The following is a 23,171-nucleotide window of genomic DNA, read 5'->3' as shown; positions in this document are numbered from 1 at the left end:
TTGTGCTCCAGATGCCTGCGACGCCACGCGCCGCAGGCATCGACACCTTACTCGGCGGGCCGCAGCTTCTTGACCTCGGCATCCGACGGCTGAACGCTCGCGCCATCGATATACCGGTACGAGGTCATCACGCCCTTGCCGTCCTTCAAACCCGTCACGCCGACATACGCGCCCATGGTCGACTGATTGTCCTGCGCGCGATAGGTGATCGGCCCGAACGGTGTGTCCACGCCGAGACCCTTGAACGCGGCGGCGAGCTTATCCGGATCGACCGACCCCGCCTTCTTGATGCCCGCGGCAATCGACATCAACGCCGAATACCCCACCACCGAGCCGAGCCGCGGATAGTCGTGATACTTGGCCTGATACGCATCGACGAACTTCTTGTTGGCCGCCGTATCGATCGAATACCACGGGTAGCCCGTCACGATCCAGCCGGTCGGCGCTTCAGCGCCCAGCGGGTCGAGATAGTCCGGCTCGCCCGTGAGCAGCGACACCACGCTGCGATCCTTGAAGAGCCCGCGCGTATTGCCCTCACGCACGAACTTGCCGAGGTCGGCGCCGAACAGCACGTTGAAGATCGCGTCCGGCTTCGCGTCGGCGATCGCCTGCGTCACCGCGCCCGCATCGACGTTGCCGAGCGGCGTGGCCTGTTCGGCGACGAACTGCACGTCGGGCTGCGCCGCCTGCAGCAGCTTCTTGAAGGTCGCTACCGCCGATTGCCCGTACTCGTAGTTCGGATACACGAGTGCCCAGCGCTTCTTCTTCAGCTTGGCCGCTTCGGGCACCAGCATCGCCACCTGCATATACGTGGAAGGCCGCAGGCGGTACGTGTATTTGTTGCCATCGGCCCAGACGATCTTATCGGTCAGCGGCTCGGCGGCGAGGAAGAAAATCTTCTTCTGCTTCGCGAAGTCAGTCAGCGCGAGGCCGGTGTTCGAGAGAAAGCCGCCGAACAGCAGTTGCACCTGCTCGCGCGCGATCAGCTCCTGCGCGACGCGAATCGTGTCGCCCGGATTGCCGTTGTCGTCGCGCGACACCACTTCGAGCTGTTTGCCGAGCACGCCGCCCGCGGCGTTCACCTGGTCGAGCGCGAGATTCCAGCCGTTCTTGTAAGGCCCGAGAAAGGCGGGCTGCGCCTTGTAGCTGTTGATCTCGCCGATCTTGATGGTTTGCTGTGCGCTCGCGCTCAAGGCGGCGAGCGAGAGCACCGTCGGCACCATGAGGCGAGAGATCCATCCTGCGCGCGTGGTCATGCGTTTCTCCGTTATCAAAAGGATTGCGGGAATGCGGTCGTTGTTATCGGGTGTTTCGAACGAGGTTCGCGATTCAGTCGGCTCACGGCGGCGTCGCGCGAATCCTGGCGACCCTCGCCGCGACATCCTGCCAGGCCGGCTTGCCACCGGCGAATTGCTGACGCAGGTACGACACGAGTTCGGCGATCTGGGCGTCGTTGAAACTGTCGCGGTAAGCCGGCATCGTACCGAGTTCGGGCCGCGCAGGCGAGCCGATACCGTCGAGAACTACGCGAATCAGGTTATCGGGCGTCGCGCTGTGCAGATTCGTATTAAGCGCCAGCGACGGATGCGCGCCGAACAGTTGCGGCCCGCTGCCCGTGTGATGACAGGCGGCGCACGCACCGTCGAAAAGCCGCGCGCCGAGGCCCGCAGGCGCGCCGGAAATCGCGCTAGCCTGTTCGTACTGACGCGCCACCGCTGCGGGATCGACGTTCGGTTCCAACGGATTGAGCGACGCGAGATACGTGGCCATCGCGCGAATATCGCTGTCGGGCAGCGCCGCCAGATCGCCGACCACCGGCGCCATCGGCCCGGCCGCGACGCCGTGCAGCGGCGCGTGGCCGCTGCGCAAGTAGCTGAAGAGTTCGCCTTCGCTCCAGGGCACGGGCGCGTTCGAAAGCGTCGACAACGCGGGCGCTTCCCAACCGTCCGCCATGCCGCCGCCCATGAACGCCGCGCCGGTTTTCTCGGCGCCGAACGCGTTGCGCGGCGTGTGGCATGCGCTGCAATGGCCGAGTCCGTTCACCAGATACGCGCCACGATTCCATTGCGCGGTTTGCGTCGTGCTGGGGGTGAACGTTGTGCGGCCGAGAAACAAAGCGTTCCAGGCGGACATCAGCGGACGCACGCTGAACGGATACGCGAGCTTCGTTTCCGGCGGACGTGAGCGCACCGGCGTTTGCGCCATCAAGTAGGCATACAGCGCTTTGAGATCGTCGTCCGACGTGTTCTGGAACGACGTGTACGGAAAGGCCGGATAGAGGCGATGGCCATCGCGGCTGATGCCTTGCCGCATCGCCCGGACGAAGGCTTCGAGCGACCAGTTGCCGATGCCGGTCTGACCGTCCGGCGTGATGTTGGTGCTGTAGACGGTGCCGAACGGCGTATCGAGCGGTTTGCCGCCGGCGTTCGGCACGCCGTTATGCGCGGTATGGCAAACCGCGCAATTGCCGAGCGATGCCAGCAGTTTGCCGCGCGCCACGAGATCCGGCGCGAACGCGCTCGCTAGCGGCGGCGTGATCGGCGCGATAGCGTGCGGCGCGAGCGACAATGCACCGAGCCAACCCGCTGCTCCCGCCGCCAACGCGCCTAAAAACCCAAACCGCCAGCGCTTCTTCCTACGCGCCGCCTTGTCTTCGGCTTGGGCATCGGCGAGCGCGGCACGGATCGTTTCCGGCGTGAACGGCGGCCGCCGAAATCGCACGCCCGTGGCATCGAAAAGCGCATTGGCAATTGCCGCCGCGCCGGGCAGCGACGCGGATTCGCCCGCGCCCATCGGCGGCTCGCCGTGGCGCGGCATCATCACCACGTCGATCACCGGTACTTCGCGGAAGGTCAGGATCGGATACGCGCCCCACTCCTGGCTCGTCACCGCGTTCTCGCCGAACGTCACGCGCTCTTTCAGCGCGCGGCTGGTCGTCTGGATCACGTTGCCGTGGATCTGATGACGCACGCCGTCGGGATTCACCATCGTGCCGGTGTCCTGGCCGACCACCACGCGCGTCACCGCGAGTTCGCCGCTCTTGCGATTCACTTCGACGTCGGCCACCCACGCGGACCATGCCGCGCCGAAGCCGGGGAATTTGCTGTGCACGTAGCGGGCGTAAGCGATGCCGCGCCCGCGTGCGATGTCGCCTTCCTCATCTTTACGCTCGGCGTTGCGCTCGGCGTTGCGTGCTTCCCAGCCGGCCTTTTCCGCGACCGCCTTCACCAGTTCGATCGCTCGCGGATCGGTCAGATGCTTCAGGCGAAACTCGACCGGATCGACGCCCGCTTCCACCGCGAGTTCGTCGATGAAGGATTCGTGGGCGAACGTATTCGGCAACGCGGATACGCCACGCAACCAAGACGCCCGCACGATAGGCGGCGTGTCGTCGCAAACGATGCGCATGCTGCGGTAATCGTACGGCGGCACCGCCGTGCGGTCGCCCATTTCGAACACTTGCGGCTGTGCGGAGATCGTGCCCGTCAGCAGCAGCGCCAGCGTCGGCGCATCGTTGGACGGATAGCGCGTCGCAAAGTCGTACGCGGCCAGTTCGCCTTCGGCATTCAGCGCGCCACGCACGTCCATTAATTGCGCGGCGCCTTTCGGTTCCCACGCGTGCTCGTCTTCGCGCGAGAGTTGCACGCGCACCGGACTGCCGGTGGCACGCGAGAGCAGCGCGGCGTCGGCGGCGACATCGTCCGCGCAATTGCGGCCGTAGCAGCCTGCCGCTTCCATCCGCACGATTTCGATGTGGGCTTCGTCCATGCTCATCAACAGAGCAAGATCGGCGCGCAGCGAATGCGGATTCTGTGTGCCGGACCAGACCTTCAACGCGCCCTCGCGATAATCGGCCACCGCGCATGACGGTCCGATCGACGCATGCATCTGAAACGGCCACACGTAAGTGCGTTCCAGCGTGCGAGCTGAGTCTTGCGCCAGCGCTGCATCGACATCGCCGTCGATCACCAGATCGCGCCGCTTGGCGGGATTCGCGCGCAGGGCCGCTTCCACTTCTTCGCTGGTTTCGAGCGACGGCAAACCTTCGACCGCTTTCCATTGCACGCGAAGCCGCTTCACCGCCTGCAGCGCGACTTCCTCGCGCTCCGCCACGACGCCGACGAAATCGCGAATCACCACTACCTTGACGATGCCGGGCAATTCGCTAATGGAGTCTTCGTCCACCCGCAGCAGACTGTTGCCCATGAAGTCGCCCTGCGCGACTCCAGCGTACGGCGGCCGCACCACGCGGCCATGCAGCATGCCCGGCACACGCACGTCATGCACGAAACTCAATTCGCCGGTGGCTTTCGCGGGAATATCAACGCGCGGCGTGCTCTTGCCGACGATCTTGTACGTGTCCGGCGACTTCAACGGTGCATCCGTGGCGAGCTGCAATTCGATGCATTTTCCGCTAATCAACTCGCCGTAGCCAATGCCTTTCGCAGCCGCGCTGCCCTCACGTTGATAAACGACGCCATCACGCACATCGAGTTGCTCGACGCCAACATTGAAGCGCGCCGCCGCTTCCTTTAGCATAAATTGCCGCGCCTGCGCCGCAGCGTGCCTCAATGGCACCGCCGAAATCTGAATCGTCGCGCTGGCAATCGTCGGCCCCTGATTCGGCACTTCGCGTGTGTGACCGAGCACGATCGACACGCGCGTCAACGGCACATCCAGTTCTTCCGCGACGATCTGCGCGAGCGCCGTGCCGATGCCCGTGCCCAAATCGACGTGACCGTTGAACGCGACCACGCTGCCGTCGTCACGCACGACGAGAAACATGTCCGCCTCAGTCGGCACGAAAGACGACCGCGAGCCCGGCTGACCGATCGCCGGCTTCACCGGCGCTTGCGGCGCACGCGTGACGATCAGCACGCTCTGCGCATCGTAGAGCTGTTGCCGGGACGGCGGTGCCGCACGTCGATCGACGCTGAAATCCGGCCCAGTCATGCGCGCACTCCTTCGTGCACCGCTGCCCGCGCCGCGTCCTGCGCAGCAAGCAATTCAGCCGCGCGCTGCACCGCGCGCACGATCTCGACATGCGTGCCGCAGCGGCACAGATTGCGCGACAGCTCGCGCCGGATCGTCTCGACGCTCGGATGCGGATCGCGATCGAGCAGCGCCTTGGCCGTCATGATCATGCCGTTCAGGCAATAGCCGCATTGCGCGGCCTGTTCTTCGACGAATGCCTGCTGCACCGGATGCAGCGCGGCGCGCGTGCCCAGCCCTTCCAGCGTGGTGATTTCGCGGCCCAATGCGACCTTCGCGGTGGTGACGCACGCGCGCGTCGGCATGCCGTCGAGCAACACCGTGCACGCGCCGCATTCGCCGAGTCCGCAGCCGAACTTCGGACCGTTCAGCGCGAGGTCGTTACGCAGCAGATAGAGCAGCGGCGTGTCGGCCGCGGCGCTGACGAGATGCGTCGCGCCGTTCACGTTCAGCAGAAGAGGCGCGGGGCGGTTCATGATCGTGCTGGAATGGCTACGCGACACGTACTCACAGCACCACCGGCACTTCGGTAGCCGGCGGCGTATTGCGGCTGCGCCGGCAGCGGATCAGACCGTCGATCATCACCATGCCCACGCCCGGAATATCGCCGAGCTGCACGCTTTCGAGCAGCGTATCGGCGGCCGTATGTTGCGCGCGGTCCATGAACACCAGGTCGGCGGGACGGCCCACTTCGATCAGCCCTTGACGCAGATTGCGTTGACGCGCGGTGTTGCCGGTCGCGAAGCAGAAGGCGATTTCCGCGGGCACGTCGGCGAGACTCGAAATCAGCGCGATCATGCGCAAGATGCCGAGCGGCTGCACGCCGGAACCGGCGGGACTATCGGTGCCGAGAATGATCCGATGCGGGCACTTCAGTTCGATCGCATGACGCGCGGTCAGCAAAGCGATCCGTTCGTTGCCGTTGTGGACGATCTCCAGCGCGCGGCTCGATTGCTCGCACAGATCGCAAACATGCCGGTAAGAGAGCGACGTATGCCCGCCGTTGATGTGGCCGATCACGTCAGCATCGGCTGCCAGCACCACGTCGCGATCGATCAGGCCCGAGCCGGGAATCGACGGACCGCCCGTGTGAATCGTGCTCTGAATGCCGTACTTGCGCGCCCACGCGACCATCTGCGCGGCTTCCTCGCCGCCCTTCACGCTGCCGAGGCCGACTTCGCCGAGCAACTTCACGCCCGCTTCCGAAAGCTCCTTGAAGTCCTCTTCGACCATCCCCTTCTCGATCACCGGCGCGCCCGCCATGACCTTCACGCCGCCGCCGACACCAGCGCCGCGCATGCCTTCAAACGAACGTTGCGCGGTAATCGCAAGCGCCTTCACGCCGAGCACGTCTTTCGGGCGGCCGGGCAAATGCACTTCGCCGGCGGAAATCATCGTGGTGACGCCGCCGTTCAGATTCGATTCGATCCAGCCCATCTGATTCTGCCGCGGCGTCCAGTCGCCGAACACGGGATGCACATGCGAGTCGATCAAGCCGGGCGCGACCGTCGTGCCTTTGCAATCGATCGTCGTGCGCGCGCCTTCGAGATCGCAGTCCTTTTCCCGGCCGACCGCGACGATCACGCCGTCGTCGATCACGACCGTGTCCGCGTCGAGAATCGGCTGATCGATGTCGCCCGATAACAGCAGCCCGATGTTCGTTACCGCGACCTTGCCCGACAAGCCTGTCAACGTGTCTGCTGCCATCTGCCTCTCCTTTCGCAACGACTGCCCGGCGCTCACGACGTGCCACAACGTGCACTCGCGCGCCGATGGAAGGAATCACACGCTCAGATAAGCGCGCCTCACTGTTTCGTTCTGTGCGAGTTCGCCGATCGTGCCGCTAAAACGGATCTGCCCTTTTTCGAGCACATACGCGCGGTCGCTGACCAGCTCGGCGAAGTGCAGGTTCTGTTCGGACAACAGAATCGACAGCCCTTCGCGCTTGAGTTCGAGAATCATGTTCGCCATCTGTTCGACGATCACGGGCGCCACGCCTTCGGACGGTTCGTCGAGCAGCACCAGATACGGATTGCCCATCAGCGTGCGCGACACGGTGAGCATCTGCTGTTCGCCGCCGCTCATTTGCCCGCCCGGCCGCTGCGGCATTTCGCCGAGATTGGGAAAGAGGCGGAACAGTTTTTCCGGCGTCCATTGCGGTGCGCCGTCGCGCGGCGGCTGCCGGCCGGTGGCGAGGTTTTCCATCACGGTCAGATCGGCGAACACGCGCCGATCCTCGGGCACGAAGCCCATGCCCATGCGCGCGATCTTGTACGGCGGCAGCGCCGTGATGTTCTGCCCGCGAAACTTCACTTCGCCCTGACGGCGCGGCAGCAGACCCATTACCGCTTTCATCGTGGTGGATTTGCCCGCGCCGTTGCGACCCATCAGCGCGACGACTTCGCCGCGCCCAACTTCGAGGCCGACGTCGAACAGAATATGCGCGCGGCCGTAGAACGCGTTGAGGCCGGAAACTTTCAGCATCGGCTCGCTCGTCATTGCAGCGCTCCTTGTCCCTGATGGCCACCCGCCGCCTCATGCAATGGCGCACGCGGCTGGAAGGTCTTGCCGGTGCCGAAATAGACTTCCTGGACGCGTGGGTCGTTGCGGATCGTGTCGGCGTCGCCCTCGGCGATCAGCTTGCCGCGCGCGAGCACGATCAGGCGATCGGCGTAGGCGAATACGACGTCCATGCTGTGCTCGGTAAACAGCACGCCGATCTTGTGTTCGGTGACGAGGCGTTTGGTCAGCGCCATCAATTCATTGCGCTCCTTCGGCGCCATGCCGGCGGTGGGTTCGTCCATCAGCAGCAGCTTCGGGCGGTTGGCGAGCGCGATCGCGAGTTCGACACGCTTCACGTCGCCATAAGCGAGCACGCCGCACGCACGATTCGCGTCCGCGGCCATGCCCACCTGGTCGAGCAGCGCGAGGGCTTCGTCGGCGTAGCGCGCGCCGGCGGGTTTCCATAGACCGAAGGTTTTGCGTTCGCGCGAGACCAGCGCCATTTGCACGTTCTCGATGACGGTCATTGAATTAAAGGTCGCGGCGATCTGGAACGTGCGGCCCACGCCGAGTCGCCAGATATCGCGTGGACGCATGCCGACCAGTTCTTGACCGTTGAGACGGATCGATCCGGACGAAGGCGGCAACTGTCCGTTGACCATGTTGAAACAGGTCGACTTGCCCGCGCCGTTCGGTCCGAGCAACGCGAGCAATTGGCCGGCTTCGAGATCGAACGAGACATCGTCGACCGCCTTGAGGCCGCCGAACGATTTGGAGAGGCCAGAGACGCGCAGTAAGCTCATAGCCCCTCCTTGATTGCGGCGCGTTGGGAAGGTGAGACGGCGCTCTTGTCCGCGGGATCGGCACTATCGTCGCCGAAACGCTCGCGAATGAAGCCGACGATTCCCTGCGGAAACGCAATCACCAGCAGCAGGATCGCGAAGCCCAGCAGCGCCTGCCAATAGTCGGTCTGGCGCGCGACCGTGTCTTGCAACCACGTGAACACAGCCGCGCCCACGATCGGCCCGGCGAGCGTCTGCAAGCCGCCGAGCAGCACCATCACGAGGCCGTCCACGGAACGACTCACGCTGATTACTTCCGGCGAAATCGTGCCCTTGGAGAAGGCATACAACGATCCGGCAAGCCCGCAGAACAGCGATGCAATCACGAACGCGGCCCATTGCACGCGCTTCACGTCGATGCCGATCGCCTCGGCGCGCAGCACCGAATCGCGCGACGCGCGCATCGCGTAGCCCAGCGGCGAGAACAGCATCTTGCGCAACAGCCACACGCCGATCACGGCGCAGACGAGCGTCACGTAATAAAAGGCCACCGGTGAGGACAGCCAGTTCGACGGCCACAAACCGAGAATACCGTTGCTGCCGCCCGTCACGTCGTCCCACTGGAACACGACCGACCAGACGATCTGCGCGAACGCGAGCGTCAGCATCGCGAGATAGACGCCGGATAGGCGCACGCAGAACCAGCCGAACACCAGCGCGCCGGCCACCGCCAGCAGTGGGCCGAGCAGCAAGGCGGCTTCCATCGGCAGGTTCAGCACCTTGAGGAACAGTGCGGCGCCGTATGCGCCCAAGCCGAAATACGCGGCGTGGCCGAACGAATGCATGCCGCCCGGTCCCATGATGAAGTGCAGGCTCGTCGCGAACAGCACGGCGATGAGGATCTCAACGAGCAACACGGGCATATACGGAAACGCATTCGCCGCCAACGGCGCAAGCACGAGAACGAGCAAAGCGATAGCGGCCAGCCACTTGAGACGCTTGCCCGCAGGACGCAATGGGGTTTCCGGCGCGGCCATGCCGCGCACCGCGGCGCTCGCTCTCCCCAGCAAACCCCACGGCCGCACCACCAGCACCACGGCCATCACGACAAATTCAGCCACCAAGGTAAAGCGGCTCAACGACAGCCCGACGCCGAAGATCGTCACATGGCCAATGCCAATGCACAGCGCCTTGATCTCCGCGATGATCAGCGCGGCGATGAACGCCCCCGGAATCGAGCCCATGCCGCCGACCACCACCACGACGAACGCGTTGCCGATCGTCTCCAGATCCAGCGACAGATTCGCCGACATGCGCGGCCCTTGCAGCGCGCCGCCCAATCCCGCGAGAAACGCACCGACGAAAAACACGCCGGTAAACAGCCACGCCTGATTGATACCGAGCGCGCCGAGCATCTCGCGATCCTGCGTCGCGGCGCGCACGAGCGTGCCCCAACGCGTGCGCGTCAGCCCGTACCAGAGCAACAGCAACACCACCGGCCCGATCACGATCAACGCGATGTCGTAGGTCGGCAACGGATGGCCGAGGAAATCGACCGCGCCGGCCAGATGCGGCGCACGCGGTCCGAACAGGTCTTCCGGACCCCACAGCCACAGCGCCGCATCTCGAAAGATCAGCACCAGCGCAAATGTGGCGAGCAGATGAAACAGCTCGGGCGCCTGATAGATGCGTCGCAGAACCACCATCTCGACCAGCGCGCCCAGCACCGCGACCACCAGCGCCGCCGCCAGCACCGACAGCCAGAAACCGCCCGCGGTATGTCCGAAGCGGCTCGCGATGCTGTACGCGACATAGATGCCGAACATATAGAACGAGCCGTGCGCAAAGTTGACAATGCGCGTCACGCCGAAGATCAGCGACAAACCCGCGGCGACGAGAAACAGCGTCGACGCGTCGGCGAGTCCGTTGACCAGCTGTACCAGCAAATTCGAAAGCATCGCGACCCTTGGCAGTGTGCCGAATAGTGAAGGCGCGGCTTAGGCGCATTCGCCGTTCGGCAGACATTGCAGCGCGTGCGGCACCATGCGCGCACGCGTCAACGGCAGGACAATACAATACGCCCCGAAGAAAGTCCCTTGGGGCGCCGGCGAAAACGCCGAATGCAAACTCCTCAGCGCAAACCGTCTTCGCCCTTGATCTCGCTCACCTGCAAGCCGCCGATGCGCGGCAGCGGCCGCCCCGACGCCGTCACCGCGACGGCCACGACGATTTCGTTGGCACGCGGCGCGTCCGATACGCGCGCCTCGATCGCATCGAAATGGCTGCGCACGAAGGCGGCGTCTTTATGGCCGAGCGGCACGTCGATCGCGGTGCCGAGCGTGCCCATCTTCTTCGCCGACGGCACCAGCGCCGCGCCTTTTTCGACCGCGACCCGCAGCGGCGCGCCGAGCTTGGGATGCAGGATCGCCGCCGCATGTTCCAGTTCGCCCGCCTCGCCGACAATGGCGGCCTTCCCATAGCTTTGCGCCTCGCCCGGCGCGATGCCCAGCGCTTGAACGCACTTGTTGCCGAGCAACGCGCCCAACTCTTCGCCGGCTTCGATCAGCGCGTCGAGTTTGGCTTCGTAACGGCCCGCGTAGGGATTATCGATCACCGCGATCGCGACCGCGCGGCGCGCCGGCGGCTCGACGGCCTGGCCCATTTCAATGCGTGTTTCATCCACTTGCACGACCAGCTTGCGAAGCTTGATTGCCATTTCGCTCTCCGAGTTTCGATGCCCGCTCTGCTTCGTTTCAATGCTTCAGCGCGGCGCGTTATTCAGGCGCCGCTCAGCGCAAACCGTCCTTGCCCACGATCGCCTCTTTAGCGAGGCCGCCGACGCGCGCATGCACGCGCTGCCCCGTGCTCATCACGAGGATGTACACCAGCTCGTCCGCGGCGGGCGCGCCGGGCACGCGCACTTCGATCGCATCGAAATGGCTGCGCACGTAGCTCGCGTTCACGTGTGTGAGCGGCACATCGAGCGCCGTGGACGGTGCGCCGACTTTCTTCGTCGACGGCACGATGGCGTTGGTGGGTACGCCGTTTTTCTCCAGCAACTCGCGCATCGCGTAGCCGCCGGGAACATGCCACAGCGCGCCATGCTCCAATTCGCCGCGCGCGCCGACAATCGCACCCTTGCCGTAGCTCTCGATCGACGCATGCGGCACCGCCATCGCCCCCAGCAGCCGTTGCGCCATATCGAAGCCGATCGGCTTGAGCGCTTCCATGGCGTGCTCGATTTTCGCTTCGTAACGGCCGGCGAACGGGTTCTTCATCACCGCGGCAATCGCGCCGCGCCTGAGCGGCTGCGCGGGCGCGGGGCCGAACTCGTGGAAGATGTCTTCGACGTGCGTCAGCACGCGGCGTATTTCGAACACGGAGCCTCCGTTTTGATTTGCGCGCTCTGCGAGAGCAGACCGCTTGTGTCATGAATGCCGGCAACGCGCACCCGTCCTTGCAGAAAAAGCGCGGCGCCTTCGATCAAGCCCTGGTCGAGCAAACGCTGAGCGGCTTCGACGCCACGCGCCAGCGCGAAATCGATCAGCGGCTGCGGCAACGTCGGCACGTCCACCGTGACGAGCATGTCGCCCAGGTCGCTCTCGTCTTTCAACGACGAAGCCGGACGCCGCAAAATGCCCTCGTGATCCAGATCGACGGCGTTGGCGATGACGGTTGCAGCGGCGTCGGCCGCGGCGGCGTTGCGCGCGAGCACGGTGACGCTGTCGGCGATACCGAGGCTGAAGCTGCGGCCACGCCAGCCGCTCGTCGCGATGCCGCGAACGGCAAGGCTGGCGTCGAGCGTCAGATTGGCGTCGAGTGCGTGATCGTGCGACAGCCGCACAGCCGAGAACGACGCCAGGTCCGCGAACACGCCGACGCGGTATTGCTGCCCTTCGGTCAGATACAGCGCGATGTCGCCGCCGTTGTTGATGAAGGCACGTGAGACGCCTTCACGTGCAAATGCGGTGATCAGTTCATCGGCCACGCTGCCCGCGACCGCGGCCATCGGCGTGATGTAGCACGCGCGGTGAGGCTGGCAGGCCGACCACATACGGCGGGCAACCGGGCCTTGCAGTGCGTTGTCGTGCAGCGCGGCTTGCGATGAAACAGGTTGCTTGAGCTGCTTCAGTTCACCCACGAGTTCCGAAAGCACATCGACAAAGCGCGCCCAGCACGCCTCATACGCGGCTTGCACCGCCTGGGGCGTGCCGTCCGCGCTGAGGATCAGATCGATCGGCCCATGCTGCCAGTGCCAGCGGGTCGCGTCGAGTCGGGTGCGGGTGGGGTTCATCGCTCTGGTCGCATTCGTTTTTGCGTCACGTGTCCTGGAGGCGTCCGCCCGGTCAGCCGAGCATCGGCGGCATGGCGGGCGGCCACGGGTTGTCGGGATTGCGCGCCAGCGTACGGCGCGCGCGCGGCGCGCCTTCCGTATGTTCCGGCCCGTTCGCGAGCACGCTCTCCAACGAACGCACCGCGTCGAGATGACCGCCGAGATCGCGATACGCGTCGTACGTCATGGTGAATTCGATCGGCGCGACGATCGCCGGCGTCGGCACCGTGCCGAACGAACGGTCCGGCATGCGCGCGACATCGACCATCACCGTGATCCCGCCACCCGGCCACACATAAGCCGGCGCGCCGCCGCAGGTCACGTTGACCAGTTTCTGTTTGATCGCGCGCGTGAGCAGCACGGGGTTCTCCGTGGCGCCCGCTCGCAGACTGCCGCCCGCGCCGCCGAGAAACAGCACGGTGGCGAGCGACGGCTCGCAGTTCTCGCCGATCCGCTCGACCGTGCGGCGCACTGTGTCCGGCATCGCCGCGATACGCGGCACGAGGTTCTGATCCAGTTCGTACCACTGCGCGTGTTCGCCGGTGGTCGACACCATCAATAAGCGCATGCCGGGTTTGGCCACGGCGGGGTCGAAGCCCTCGACAATCGCGAGCGGGTCCTGAATGTCGGTGCCGCCCCAGCCGGTGCCCGGATTCGCCACCTGGAAATAGCGGCCCGGCGTCGACTTGCGTCCGCGAATCTTCACACCTGAGCGCGTCATGCCGAGACATCGCCCGGCTTGATGTTCGGTGAGCACGCCGGTGATGTGATCGTCGACGACCACCACTTCGTCGGCGTGACCGAACCATTGCTTCGCGAAGATGCCGATGGTCGCCGAGCCGCAGCCCACCCGCATGCGCTGCTCCTCGACACCGTCGACGATCGGCGCCGCGCCTGCGCGAATCACGAGACTCGCGCCGCCGTCGATGCTCAACTCCACCGCTTCCTTGTTGCCGAGCGCGAGCATCATGTCGCAGGTCACGCGGCCTTCCTTCTTGCTGCCGCCGGTGAGATGATGCACGCCGCCGAGGCTCAGCATCTGCGAGCCGTATTCCGCGGTCGTCACATGGCCGACAATTTCGCCGTGGCAGCGCACGTTGGATTGCTCCGGCCCGAGGAAGCGGTCGGTGTCGATCTTCACCTTGAAACTGCAGTAGCTGAAAATGCCTTCGGTGACGACGGTGATCATGTCGACATCGTCGAGTTTCGAGGCGACGATAAAAGGTGCGGGCTTGTAGTCGGGATAGGTGGAGGAAGCGCCGACGCCGGTCACGAACAACGCCTGCTCGGCAGCGGAGTCGTGCACTTCAGAAGATGCACCAAATTCGATCGCGGCGTTCGCCTCGGACGTTGAAGATGAAGACGCGCGCGACAAAAACACCACCGGGTCGACGCGAATCAGCCGCCCATCCGCGTTCGCATAACGATCGCACGCGCCGGTGCGCCCTTCGGAAATCTGACACAGCACCGGGCACGCATTGCATTCGATCTTGTTCGACGCCATCCGCTCGCTGCGCGGCGCGGCCTTCTCGAGCACGGTCGGACCCGGCGTCGAGGCGGTTTCGCCGTCGACGCTGTCCGCACCGAAATCGACCTTCGTATGTTCTGTCATGGTGGGGTTCCCATACGACGACATTACAATCGGTCCCGCTCCGGCTGACGAATAGTGCCTGTTTGCAGGCACTTTCGCGTGATCCGCCGTTTTCCATGTTGCGGTCACTCACCGTTCGTGTAGTATCCGCTACACCAAACTCGTTAGAAATCTACTCGATCAATTTAGTCTGCGCAACGTATTTACCGGCGTGCGCGCGATTGGTGCAATGCCACATCGCCGCTTTATCGATAGCTTAGTCGCGCTTCAATCTACGCCGAAGTGAATCATCGCGCAGCGCATGCCGCAGCAGTCTTGCGGGCTGTATGATGAAGGCGCGCTCCCGCCTGGCCGGGCGCGGCGCATGCCGTTCCACTTGACGCTAACAAGAGATCCGAGACCGCCATGAGTCCCACCGCCGCCCGCAAGCCGGGCGCTACCGGCATCCGTGCGAAACAGGCGCAGGACACGCGCGCCAAGATTCTGAAAGCGGCCATCAAGGTCTTTGCCAAGCAGGGCTATGCGAGCGGACGCGTGGAAAGTATTTCGAAGGCCGCGCGCTCGCACGACCGCATGATCTACTACTACTTCGGCAGCAAGGAACAGTTGTTCGTCGAAGTTCTCGAAACGATCTATACGCAATTCAACGAGGCGGAAAGCAAACTCGATCTCGATCTGGACGACCCGGTGCACGGACTCGAACAGATGGTCGAATTCGTCTGGCAGTATTACCTCGATCATCCCGAGTTCGTCACGCTGCTCTCCAGCGAGAATCTGCACCAGGGCAAGCACGCAAAAAAATCGCTGAAGCTGAAGGAGATTTCCGGCTACGCGATTTCGGTGGTGCAAAAGCTACTGGACGCGGGGCAGGCACAACACGTTTTTCGTGCGGATGTGAAAGCGCGCGACGTCTATCTGATGATCGCGTCGCTCGGCTACTTCTATAACGCCAATCAGTACACGTTGGGCGCGTTTCTCGGCGAGCCTTTGATGGACAAGGCGTCGCTCGACCATTGGCGGGAGGTTATCAAGGACACGGTGCTGCGCGCGGTGCGGTCGAGCTTGCCGGTGCAGCCGGATGCGACGGCGCTCACGATCGCGTTGAACGAGGCAAGCCAGAATAGCGAGGCATGACCGCTCCGCCGCAAACCGGCGTTACACCTGAAAGTGATCTCTCAATACGCTTACGATTCGTCCGGACGCGTGGCCGTCACCGTAAGGCGATACGCCTCGCGCCATACGCTTATATTCGGCCGGGTCGTCGAGCAGCCGTTGCGTGTTCGAGACGATGTCGGCGTATTCGGTACCCACGAGCTTGACCACCTCGTGCGCGACCGCCTCCGGGCGCTCTGTCTCGCGCCGCAGCACCAGCACCGGTTTGCCGAGCGCGGGCGCCTCTTCCTGCACGCCACCGGAGTCGGTCAGGATCAGATAGGCGCGCTTCATCGCCGCAACGAACGGTAGGTAATCCAGCGGTTCGCACAGCGTGATCCGGGGATGATTGTCGAGATGGGCGTATGCAGTCTCACGCACGTTCGGATTGGGGTGAACAGGATAGAGGACATGAACGTCGGGATTGTTATCGGCGATCGTTTTGATTGCTCGAAGGATGTTCTGAAACGCCAAGCCGAAATTCTCGCGACGGTGCGATGTCACCAGAATCAGCCGGCTATCGCCCTTGAAAGGCGTTGCACCATCGCACTGCGCGGCCACGTCCAGCAAAGCGTCGATGACCGTGTTGCCGGTGACGAACACGCTCGCTGCATCGATGCCTTCTGTGAGGAGATTCTGTTTCGCGGTCTCCGTCGGTGCGAAATGCCAGCGCGCTAGCCGGCTCGCGACCACACGATTCATTTCTTCCGGAAACGGGTTCGACAGATCGCCCGTTCTCAATCCCGCTTCGACATGCCCGACCGGCACGCGCCGGTAAAACGATGCGAGCGCCGCCGTCAGCACGGTAGTCGTGTCGCCCTGCGCAAGCAGCACGTCGGGCTGTTCGGCGGCAAGCACATCGTCGAGCCTGACCATGAGCCGAGAGGTCAGCATGGGTAGCGACTGATTGGGTTGCATGATATCGAGGTCGATATCGGCTTGAATCTCGAACAGACGCAACACCTGGTCGAGCATGCCGCGATGCTGCGCCGTTGCCAGCACGCGGCAGTCCGCCCATTCTTCGCGCTGCAGCTGCTTGACGAGCGGCGCCATTTTCACCGCTTCAGGACGCGTTCCGATGGTGACGATGATCTTACGTTTTTTCACAGCGTTTTCCGGTATTGGACTTGATAAAGGGTAGGCGGCTATAGCCGGTGGCGGCTCTTTGCATGGTCACGCTCTACCGACCAACCGGCAGATCGCGCTTCTGAGCCGCCAAGTCTTCGAGCGCAGCATCGTGTTCAATTGCCTTTCGACCGCGTCCGCATGCGCTCGGGCTTCGGTCAGCAAAGCCGCACAATGTTCGCCTTCGATCTTGTATCTTTCGATGCACGCATGAAGCGAAGCAATCTCCGCAGACAGGGCGCGGCGTTCCTGGCTCGCTTCGGCCATTGTCTGGTCGCGTTCGGTAATTGCTCGTGTTAGTTCGCGGACTGTCTGCTCCCGCTTGCTGAGTGCCTGCTTCAATTCGACGAGTGCTTGATCCCGTTCGGCGAGCGTCTCTTGCAAGTGCTTCAGCTCTGCTTTCTCCGCATCGAGTTCCGCGCATACTTGCTGCAGCGTCTTCTCTGTCGATTCGAGACGCGCAGTCGTGGCAGCACGCTCACTATGAGTTTGAGCAAGCTGCGCCGCGAACTGCTCCTTCTCTGAGGCGTGCTGTTGAGCAATGCTTTGAACGCGCTCTAGCGCGAACGCCTCGTAGGTATCGTCCCCCGCAAAAAAGTTGCGCAGATCGGGCCGAGTGTCTCCGAGCGCCGAGAGCCGTGCGTAGACGACCAATATCTGCTTCCCGTTCCAATAGTTGATATTGACTTTTGCCGCGTCGACGACGCGGCACGCCACCGCAGCGAAACCGGGCACCGGACAGACGGGAATGTTGTCCAGGTCGAACGTGAAGAAATGCTCGGGAATCCGGTCATATTCCTGAAACGGCAGAAGCAGAACCAGAAAGCGCTTCGTATGGTCGGCCAAGCGTGCGACGACATCAAACGGCTGGTCGAAATGTTCAAGCGTATTCGACGAGAAAATGACGTCGTAGTCGTCCAGGTCGTCGAGAGACTGAGCTTTGAAACGCCTGTGCGGAAAAGAGGCCTGGGCCTTCCCGATCGCCACTTCCGAAATATCGACGCCGGTGATGGAGTTCACACCAAGCCATTTGCTTAGTTCGTCTACGCCCTGCCCCTCCGCACAACCCCAATCGCAAATCTTCCATTGCTCGCGCAACACCAGGTCCTTGAACCAGTCAGGCATCAGCTGGGCCGCAAGCGTCGCGAAAAATCGCGTTTGCCCATGTCCGCCGGCAGAGACCCAGTCCGTCGAGAAACGATGGTCCCAGTATTGCTTTGAGTTGATGTCTGTCATACAAGGCCTGTTGGTCTGCGCATTCCATCGAATTCGCGGGCGTTTGCGATGGGTGCAAAAGCGGCTAGTCGACAGTCAGCGTGCTTTCGATGACTTCGCGCCAGCGGTTTTCCCATTCCTTCTTCGCGAACGCGGCCGAGGACTCGAGTCCGTGCGCGGCGAGTCTGGCGAGCTTTATTCGATCGTCAGCCAGTTCTTCGATGGCGGTCGCAAGCTCGATATAGTCCGCCCGGATCAGCTTGCCGTTGTAACCGTCGACGATCAGATTCGGCAATCCGCCGACGTTGGTCGCTATGACCGCGTTATTGGTCGCCAGAGCCTCGATGCAGGACAGTGACGTTCCTTCCGAATACATGGTCGGCACCAGCACGATATGGCTGTCGACATAGGCTTTGTACATGTCCTCCATGTCGTATTCGATCCACGTCACCCTGTGCGGATGACGCGCCATGAATGCTTTTACCGCTTCCGCGTCGCGATCGATCGCCTGGCCGCACAGGACCAGACGAATATCCGAGCGCCGCGAAAACAGCAGATCGAACGCGTTGATAGTCAGATAGAGCCCCCGCGCCTCATAAAGCCGGCGCGGCAGGAGAACGCACAACTCTTCCGCTTCGAAGTTCTTCGGATGGCTCCTGAAAGACTCCAGATCGACATAGTTCGGGACGTACGTCAGCGTGTTGGCGAGCGCCCAATCATAAGTTCGCACCCAGTTGATAAAGTTCGTATCGACACAGACACACTGGTCGCTGTTGCGCAGCGCGCGGAACAGCGTTTCATAACGTGCCCGGTCAAATGTTGCGAGGTTATTGGATGCTCCGTCCCAATGGATGCCGTGGTTGATCGAGATGACCCGCCTGTTTTTACCGAGCGACGCGGCAAGCTCAGTCGGCGACGCGATGATGAGATCGACATCCGCGCAAAATTCGGCGTATTTGCTCGACATCATGTCGAAATCGAAGTTGTCCGCAGCCTTGATCCCGACGACCTTGACGCCTCGAAAATCGCGCTCGAACGGCTCCCGGGCGTTCTGCAACAGACGAACCTCGCACCCCATGCCATGAAGCACGACCGCGAGGTCGTAGACGTAGCGTTCCGCCCCGCCTTTATAGACGGTTTCGCCGTTCCAGTCGTAGAAGTTGACGTTGATGATGTCCACTTTCACCGTGCGCCGCGCGGAAGGGGCCGTCAGCCTCGTCACGTTCCTGGCGTTGACCTGTCTGAGCAACGGCGCGTGAAGCACAGGCCAGGCGTGCGCGCTCGCAACCTCTGCCGACGCCTCCGTGTACGCGGTCGACCACTGGCCGCCGGCCACTGCATCGACGAACTCGATTCCCGAGGCGACGATAATGGCGTGTTCGTATTCCCTGATGGTGCGGGTCGGCGTGCCGATCACCGGCTTGCCCGCGGCCAGATACTCGAACAGCTTCAGCGGCGAAACGGGGTCGGTTTTCTCGCTGACAACGAACGGCACGATGCCGACATCGATCCAGGCGAGATAGTGCTTCAGTTCGGCATACGGTTTCGGGCCGAGGTGAATGAAATTGTCGAACGTCTTCAGACGCGCCATGCGCTCCTGAACCTCGACGCTGTATTGCGGTTCAAAAGCGACGACCGGACCGACGAACAGCAGCACCACGTCGTTGAGCCGCACGATTTCGTCGAGCAAATCGAAATCGAGCAGCTCGGAAATCGCGCCGTGGTAGCCGACAACCCTCCGGTTCGCCACCATCTCGTACAGCTTCGCCGGCACGTCGCATCGCTCCCGCTCGCCGTGAATGAAGTCTTCGGGATACACGCCGTTTTCCAGCACCAGCACATTCGTTACCTTCGCGCGGTTCGCCTCGAGCAGCCGATTCGACGAGAACAGGCAGACGTTCGCTATCTGCAGCAAGACCTCATGGTCGCAACGCATGACGTCGGAATAGTTCGCGAAGATGGTCAGGTCATCCAGAACATCGTAGATCGTCAATGCGGCACGGCAGATCTCGGCGACGTACTTGAAGCCCGGCCAGTGAAGATAGAGCGTGACCGGCTCGTCCTGGAAATAGCCGAGGAAATCCTCGACCATGTTGGACACGTACAGGTTTTTCGACCTGGGCTGGATCACGGGATAAAGGCCGCCGAACTCCAGCATCACGCAAAGATAGCCCGCCTTTGCGAACTCGGCCATGATGTGGTCGGGACGCTGCTTGAGCGAAAGATCGTAGGCAACCGGACACAGCACCACACCCCGGCGGTCGGGATGCGCCGTGAGCAGGCGGCTGATCTGGTGCCTTCTTTGCTTTGAGGGGTCCTTGGCGTAGTTGCCAAAGTATGCGGCCTGGGCGCGCGTATGGGTCTCGTAGTCTTCGCCGGCTACGGGCAAGACGTCATGCATGGGAACGCCGGCAACAGCCGGCGTCTGCGTCTTGCCGCGCGCCGCCAACGCGTAAACCGCGCTCGCAATCCGTCGCATTGGCGCGGTCAGCTTCCACGAACTGCTTTCGAAGACTTCGCTAAGAGCGCCCTGCACCCGCTCGCGCTCGCGAACCTCGAGCACAAGCTCGCTCGATACGCCGTTCAACGAGCGCTTGAGACTATGGATTTCCGACAGCGCGTCCGACAGCCGCTTCGTCAGTGTGTACCGGTCTCTGCGCGCGAGACGCTGCTCCTCTGCAATCTGCTCGAGTTGCGTGATGAGAGCATCCGCGTCGGAGATCGAAGTACTCGGCTTCGCGACCGATGCGAGGGTTTGTCTCCGCGTTACGTTTGGCATTGCTTCCTGTCCGTCCATGGCCAACCTCTCGAGTCGCCGTTAATCCAATTGCTCTTTCTGATGCCGTCAGCGCCTGAGTAGAGGCGTCTCGTCCGTGCGTAATTTTTCTGTGATGTCCGGCAGGAATAGCCCGTATCTATCGCTTTCAACGTAGGAAGAGAAATAGCTGGCGCCCTCGATGTACTCGTAGTACTGCGGCACTGCGGCGGACCGGTCTTCGAGGGCCGCCACGAGCAGATACCGGCCTGTGTTGAGCTGGTTTCTCAGGCGAAACTCAATTTCGAACGCACTGCCGTCGAACTCGAAGTCAATGCCTTTCTCGTCGTGCGTGGTTCGAACGATCAGGTCCGTGCCTTTTGTATCCTTGATGGAGAAAGCCACGCTCAGCGCGCGGCGATCGATGCCTTCAGGAATCTGGACCGCCAGGCGGACAATCATCGGCTCAAATGCGGAAAACACGCTCTGGCGCCGACCGGCCGAATCCAGGACCTGGGCCGACACGATCGACCCAATATGCGTCCCCCAATGGTTGATCGGTTCATCACTGGCAGTTGAGGCAAGCCGCCCCGCGCTTTCCGCGGTCCGATCGATCTGCTTCGCTTCTTCATCACGACCGCTCGCGCTGTCTGCCGACCGACTGGACACTGCGATCACTTCGCTTTCGCCGAGCCCTTCGGACATGAACTGCGTGTATTGCGCGGTAACGGCGAACGCGTTGCCTTCCATCCGAACCCGTCCGCCATCGAGCCAGACGGCGCGCTCGCACAAGGTTCGCACCGAGCCGACGTCATGCGACACGAAAAGAATCGTGACGCCTGATTCCTTGAGTTCCTTGATCTTGTTGAAGCATTTGGCCTGGAAGCGCGCGTCGCCCACGGCAAGAGCTTCGTCGATGATCAAGACCGCAGGCTCGACGTGAATGGCCACGGCAAACGCGAGGCGCACATACATGCCGCTCGAATAAGTCTTGACCGGCTGATCGATGAAATCGCCGATTTCCGCGAACTGCTCGATGCTGGCGAATTTCCGTTCGATCTGCTCAGCGGTCATTCCCAGCATGGCGGCGTTCAGATAAACGTTCTCCCGCCCGGAGAACTCCAGATTGAAACCGGCTCCCAATTCAAGCAGTGCCGCCACGCGACCGTTGATCGCGATATCACCCTGCGTGGGGCGAAGTGTTCCGCAAATTATCTGCAAAAGCGTGGACTTGCCGGAGCCGTTGCGCCCGATGATGCCGACCGTTTCGCCGCGGGTGACCGAGAGCGAGACATCCCGAAGCGCCCAGAATTCCCGCGAATAGCCGGTGCGTTTAGGGAAGACGATATGCTTGAGACGGTCGAGCGGCGTTTCGTAGATGTCGAAACGCTTCGAGGCGCCTGTGACCTGAATCGTGGTTTCAGGCTTGCCGGCTTGATTTATTTCCATGAGCACCGGCATTTACAGAACGTCCGCGAATCCTTCGCGTGTCTTCTGGAACCAGGCCAGACAGCTCCACGCGAAACCGATGCTGCATGACAGATAGATCGCTATCCCCACGAAGTCAGGCAACTCGCCGGCGATCATGACCGCGCGTGCCTGTTCGATGATGAACGTCAGCGGATTGGCCAGAATGAGCGCCCTGAAAGCGGGCGTCAAAGTATCAAGCGCGTAGAAAACCGGCGACAGGAACATCAACAGGGATGAAAGCAGCGTGGTGACATACGTCAGGTCACGCACGTAGACGCCGGTGGCGGCGAACAGCCAACCCAAACCCACGCCGACAAACGCGAGCGGAATGAAGAGCGCGGGCAAAAAGACGATCGTCCATTGAAGCTTTCCGTATACGCATAACGCGAAGACAACCCAAACGGTAAAACTCGTCAGGAAGTGAAATGCCGCCGAGGCGACCGTAATCCACGGCAGGATCTCGAGAGGAAAGACGACCTTCGTCACATAGTTTGCGTTGGTCGTGATAATGGTCGGCGCTCTATTCAGGCACTCCGCGAAGAAATTGAAATGAATCAGGCCCACGGACAGGATCACCGCGAACTGAAAGCTATTGTCGGTTCCTGGCCAGCGCGATTTCAACAGTGTGCCGAAAACAACCGTGTACATGGCGAGCATGATCAACGGCTGAACGATGGACCAGGCCAGTCCCACTACCGACCCGCGATATCGGCTCAATATGTCCCGCCTGGTTAGCGCGACGATAAGCTGGCGTTGCTGCCAGGGCAGTAAAAAGAGGTCACGAAAATGAGCACGGGGATGAGATTCCTCGCGACCGTCGTGTTTATAGGTAAAGCTCATATTGGCAGATCGCCTTGAACAGCGCCGGCTGGTTTAACGGTCAACGAAGAGGCAAACCATGCGGCGTCAAATGAACCTGCCGGGATTGCGCCAGTCGCAGACTGCTCCGTTGCTCTTAAAAATCCTACGGACCAACCGGACTCACGCGAACGAATTTCACTATCTTGAGGTGGTTAAATTCACATCTAAAACGTGCAGAAGATTAATAGCCGAGAGCTCACCGGCATTCGTATTGTCAACGAATTGGGTCGACTTAAATCTTAGAAAATGACCATGCGCAAACAAGAACGTCAGAAATGTTTGCAGGAAAGTTCAATTTCAGTGTGGGAATTTTCTGCAAAAATCGACAGAAGTGGAATGCGACCGAATCCCGCAGTGCGCGGCGTCCAGGTCGAACGCCGCCGGATATCAGGT

General features: G+C 62.2%; 17 protein-coding genes. 1 reads left to right on the top strand and 16 read right to left on the bottom strand.

Going from position 1 to position 23,171, the window contains the following annotated elements; translation table 11 throughout:
- Positions 1-47: 47 nt before the first annotated feature.
- From PQR54_RS09900 to PQR54_RS09850, 11 genes are all read right to left on the bottom strand, one after another.
- Positions 48-1,256, bottom strand: a complete 1,209-nt coding sequence (locus PQR54_RS09900; RefSeq protein WP_408245207.1) for an ABC transporter substrate-binding protein — start codon at positions 1,254-1,256, stop codon at positions 48-50.
- An 82-nt stretch (positions 1,257-1,338) separates the two neighbouring features.
- On the bottom strand, positions 1,339-4,953 hold the full coding sequence (locus PQR54_RS09895) for a molybdopterin cofactor-binding domain-containing protein (RefSeq protein ID WP_408245206.1): 3,615 nt from the start codon (positions 4,951-4,953) through the stop codon (positions 1,339-1,341).
- A complete protein-coding gene (locus tag PQR54_RS09890; RefSeq protein WP_408245205.1) occupies positions 4,950-5,468 on the bottom strand; it encodes a (2Fe-2S)-binding protein in 519 nt (172 codons plus the stop codon). The genes PQR54_RS09895 and PQR54_RS09890 overlap by 4 nt, the downstream gene beginning before the upstream one ends.
- A gap of 31 nt (positions 5,469-5,499) precedes the next feature.
- Positions 5,500-6,699, bottom strand: a complete 1,200-nt coding sequence (locus PQR54_RS09885) for an amidohydrolase family protein (protein WP_408245204.1) — start codon at positions 6,697-6,699, stop codon at positions 5,500-5,502.
- 75 nt (positions 6,700-6,774) lie between these two features.
- Positions 6,775-7,491: an ABC transporter ATP-binding protein gene (locus PQR54_RS09880; protein ID WP_408245203.1), complete on the bottom strand. Its 717-nt coding sequence runs from the start codon at positions 7,489-7,491 to the stop codon at positions 6,775-6,777.
- A complete protein-coding gene (locus PQR54_RS09875; protein ID WP_408245202.1) occupies positions 7,488-8,297 on the bottom strand; it encodes an ABC transporter ATP-binding protein in 810 nt (269 codons plus the stop codon). The genes PQR54_RS09880 and PQR54_RS09875 overlap by 4 nt, the downstream gene beginning before the upstream one ends.
- Positions 8,294-10,234: an ABC transporter permease gene (locus PQR54_RS09870; RefSeq protein ID WP_408245201.1), complete on the bottom strand. Its 1,941-nt coding sequence runs from the start codon at positions 10,232-10,234 to the stop codon at positions 8,294-8,296. Before PQR54_RS09870 ends, PQR54_RS09875 begins: the two co-directional genes overlap by 4 nt.
- A 173-nt stretch (positions 10,235-10,407) precedes the next feature.
- Complete coding sequence (locus tag PQR54_RS09865) at positions 10,408-10,992, bottom strand: amino acid synthesis family protein (RefSeq protein ID WP_106276889.1); 585 nt, start codon at positions 10,990-10,992, stop codon at positions 10,408-10,410.
- 73 nt (positions 10,993-11,065) lie between these two features.
- Positions 11,066-11,656: an amino acid synthesis family protein gene (locus PQR54_RS09860; protein WP_408245200.1), complete on the bottom strand. Its 591-nt coding sequence runs from the start codon at positions 11,654-11,656 to the stop codon at positions 11,066-11,068.
- Positions 11,632-12,570, bottom strand: coding sequence for a UPF0280 family protein (locus PQR54_RS09855; protein WP_408245199.1), 939 nt, complete (start codon positions 12,568-12,570; stop codon positions 11,632-11,634). The genes PQR54_RS09860 and PQR54_RS09855 overlap by 25 nt, the downstream gene beginning before the upstream one ends.
- Positions 12,571-12,622: 52 nt before the next feature.
- Positions 12,623-14,221 (bottom strand): 6-hydroxynicotinate reductase, encoded by a 1,599-nt coding sequence (locus PQR54_RS09850; RefSeq protein WP_408245198.1) that lies wholly within the window; start codon positions 14,219-14,221, stop codon positions 12,623-12,625.
- Positions 14,222-14,605: 384 nt separating this feature from the next.
- On the opposite strand from PQR54_RS09850, the gene PQR54_RS09845 reads away from it, so the two are divergent.
- Positions 14,606-15,334, top strand: coding sequence for a TetR family transcriptional regulator (locus tag PQR54_RS09845; RefSeq protein ID WP_408245197.1), 729 nt, complete (start codon positions 14,606-14,608; stop codon positions 15,332-15,334).
- Between the two features lie 21 nt (positions 15,335-15,355).
- On the opposite strand, the gene wecB is transcribed toward PQR54_RS09845, so the two are convergent.
- The 5 genes from wecB to PQR54_RS09820 all read right to left on the bottom strand — a co-directional run bounded on the left by wecB (position 15,356) and on the right by PQR54_RS09820 (position 22,757).
- Positions 15,356-16,459 (bottom strand): non-hydrolyzing UDP-N-acetylglucosamine 2-epimerase, encoded by a 1,104-nt coding sequence (gene wecB, locus PQR54_RS09840; RefSeq protein ID WP_408245196.1) that lies wholly within the window; start codon positions 16,457-16,459, stop codon positions 15,356-15,358.
- A 66-nt stretch (positions 16,460-16,525) separates the two neighbouring features.
- On the bottom strand, positions 16,526-17,713 hold the full coding sequence (locus tag PQR54_RS09835) for a class I SAM-dependent methyltransferase (RefSeq protein WP_408245195.1): 1,188 nt from the start codon (positions 17,711-17,713) through the stop codon (positions 16,526-16,528).
- A gap of 64 nt (positions 17,714-17,777) precedes the next feature.
- The gene (locus tag PQR54_RS09830; protein ID WP_408245194.1) at positions 17,778-20,471 is read right to left on the bottom strand and encodes a glycosyltransferase; all 2,694 of its coding nucleotides are present in this window, start codon (positions 20,469-20,471) and stop codon (positions 17,778-17,780) included.
- A 66-nt stretch (positions 20,472-20,537) separates the two neighbouring features.
- Positions 20,538-21,908: an ABC transporter ATP-binding protein gene (locus PQR54_RS09825; protein WP_408245193.1), complete on the bottom strand. Its 1,371-nt coding sequence runs from the start codon at positions 21,906-21,908 to the stop codon at positions 20,538-20,540.
- Entirely contained in the window at positions 21,909-22,757 is an 849-nt protein-coding gene (locus PQR54_RS09820) for an ABC transporter permease (protein WP_408245192.1), read from the bottom strand.
- Positions 22,758-23,171 lie beyond the last annotated feature (414 nt).

It is taken from the genome of Paraburkholderia phytofirmans (assembly GCF_046028095.1).
GTDB lineage: Bacteria > Pseudomonadota > Gammaproteobacteria > Burkholderiales > Burkholderiaceae > Paraburkholderia > Paraburkholderia phytofirmans_A.
Note: the sequence above shows the minus strand (reverse complement) of the source record. Positions and strands in the feature narration are given on the sequence as shown.

What these genes read in the sequence shown, in the direction of transcription:
- PQR54_RS09855 (WP_408245199.1), bottom strand. Translation starts at nt 12,570, where the DNA reads ATGAACCCCACCCGCACCCGACTCGACGCGACCCGCTGGCACTGGCAG.
- PQR54_RS09850 (WP_408245198.1), bottom strand. Translation starts at nt 14,221, where the DNA reads ATGACAGAACATACGAAGGTCGATTTCGGTGCGGACAGCGTCGACGGC.
- PQR54_RS09830 (WP_408245194.1), bottom strand. Translation starts at nt 20,471, where the DNA reads ATGCCAAACGTAACGCGGAGACAAACCCTCGCATCGGTCGCGAAGCCG.
- PQR54_RS09875 (WP_408245202.1), bottom strand. Translation starts at nt 8,297, where the DNA reads ATGAGCTTACTGCGCGTCTCTGGCCTCTCCAAATCGTTCGGCGGCCTC.
- PQR54_RS09890 (WP_408245205.1), bottom strand. Translation starts at nt 5,468, where the DNA reads ATGAACCGCCCCGCGCCTCTTCTGCTGAACGTGAACGGCGCGACGCAT.
- PQR54_RS09885 (WP_408245204.1), bottom strand. Translation starts at nt 6,699, where the DNA reads ATGGCAGCAGACACGTTGACAGGCTTGTCGGGCAAGGTCGCGGTAACG.
- PQR54_RS09895 (WP_408245206.1), bottom strand. Translation starts at nt 4,953, where the DNA reads ATGACTGGGCCGGATTTCAGCGTCGATCGACGTGCGGCACCGCCGTCC.
- PQR54_RS09900 (WP_408245207.1), bottom strand. Translation starts at nt 1,256, where the DNA reads ATGACCACGCGCGCAGGATGGATCTCTCGCCTCATGGTGCCGACGGTG.
- PQR54_RS09865 (WP_106276889.1), bottom strand. Translation starts at nt 10,992, where the DNA reads ATGGCAATCAAGCTTCGCAAGCTGGTCGTGCAAGTGGATGAAACACGC.
- PQR54_RS09835 (WP_408245195.1), bottom strand. Translation starts at nt 17,713, where the DNA reads ATGACAGACATCAACTCAAAGCAATACTGGGACCATCGTTTCTCGACG.
- PQR54_RS09870 (WP_408245201.1), bottom strand. Translation starts at nt 10,234, where the DNA reads ATGCTTTCGAATTTGCTGGTACAGCTGGTCAACGGACTCGCCGACGCG.
- PQR54_RS09880 (WP_408245203.1), bottom strand. Translation starts at nt 7,491, where the DNA reads ATGACGAGCGAGCCGATGCTGAAAGTTTCCGGCCTCAACGCGTTCTAC.
- PQR54_RS09820 (WP_408245192.1), bottom strand. Translation starts at nt 22,757, where the DNA reads ATGAGCTTTACCTATAAACACGACGGTCGCGAGGAATCTCATCCCCGT.
- PQR54_RS09825 (WP_408245193.1), bottom strand. Translation starts at nt 21,908, where the DNA reads ATGCCGGTGCTCATGGAAATAAATCAAGCCGGCAAGCCTGAAACCACG.
- PQR54_RS09845 (WP_408245197.1), top strand. Translation starts at nt 14,606, where the DNA reads ATGAGTCCCACCGCCGCCCGCAAGCCGGGCGCTACCGGCATCCGTGCG.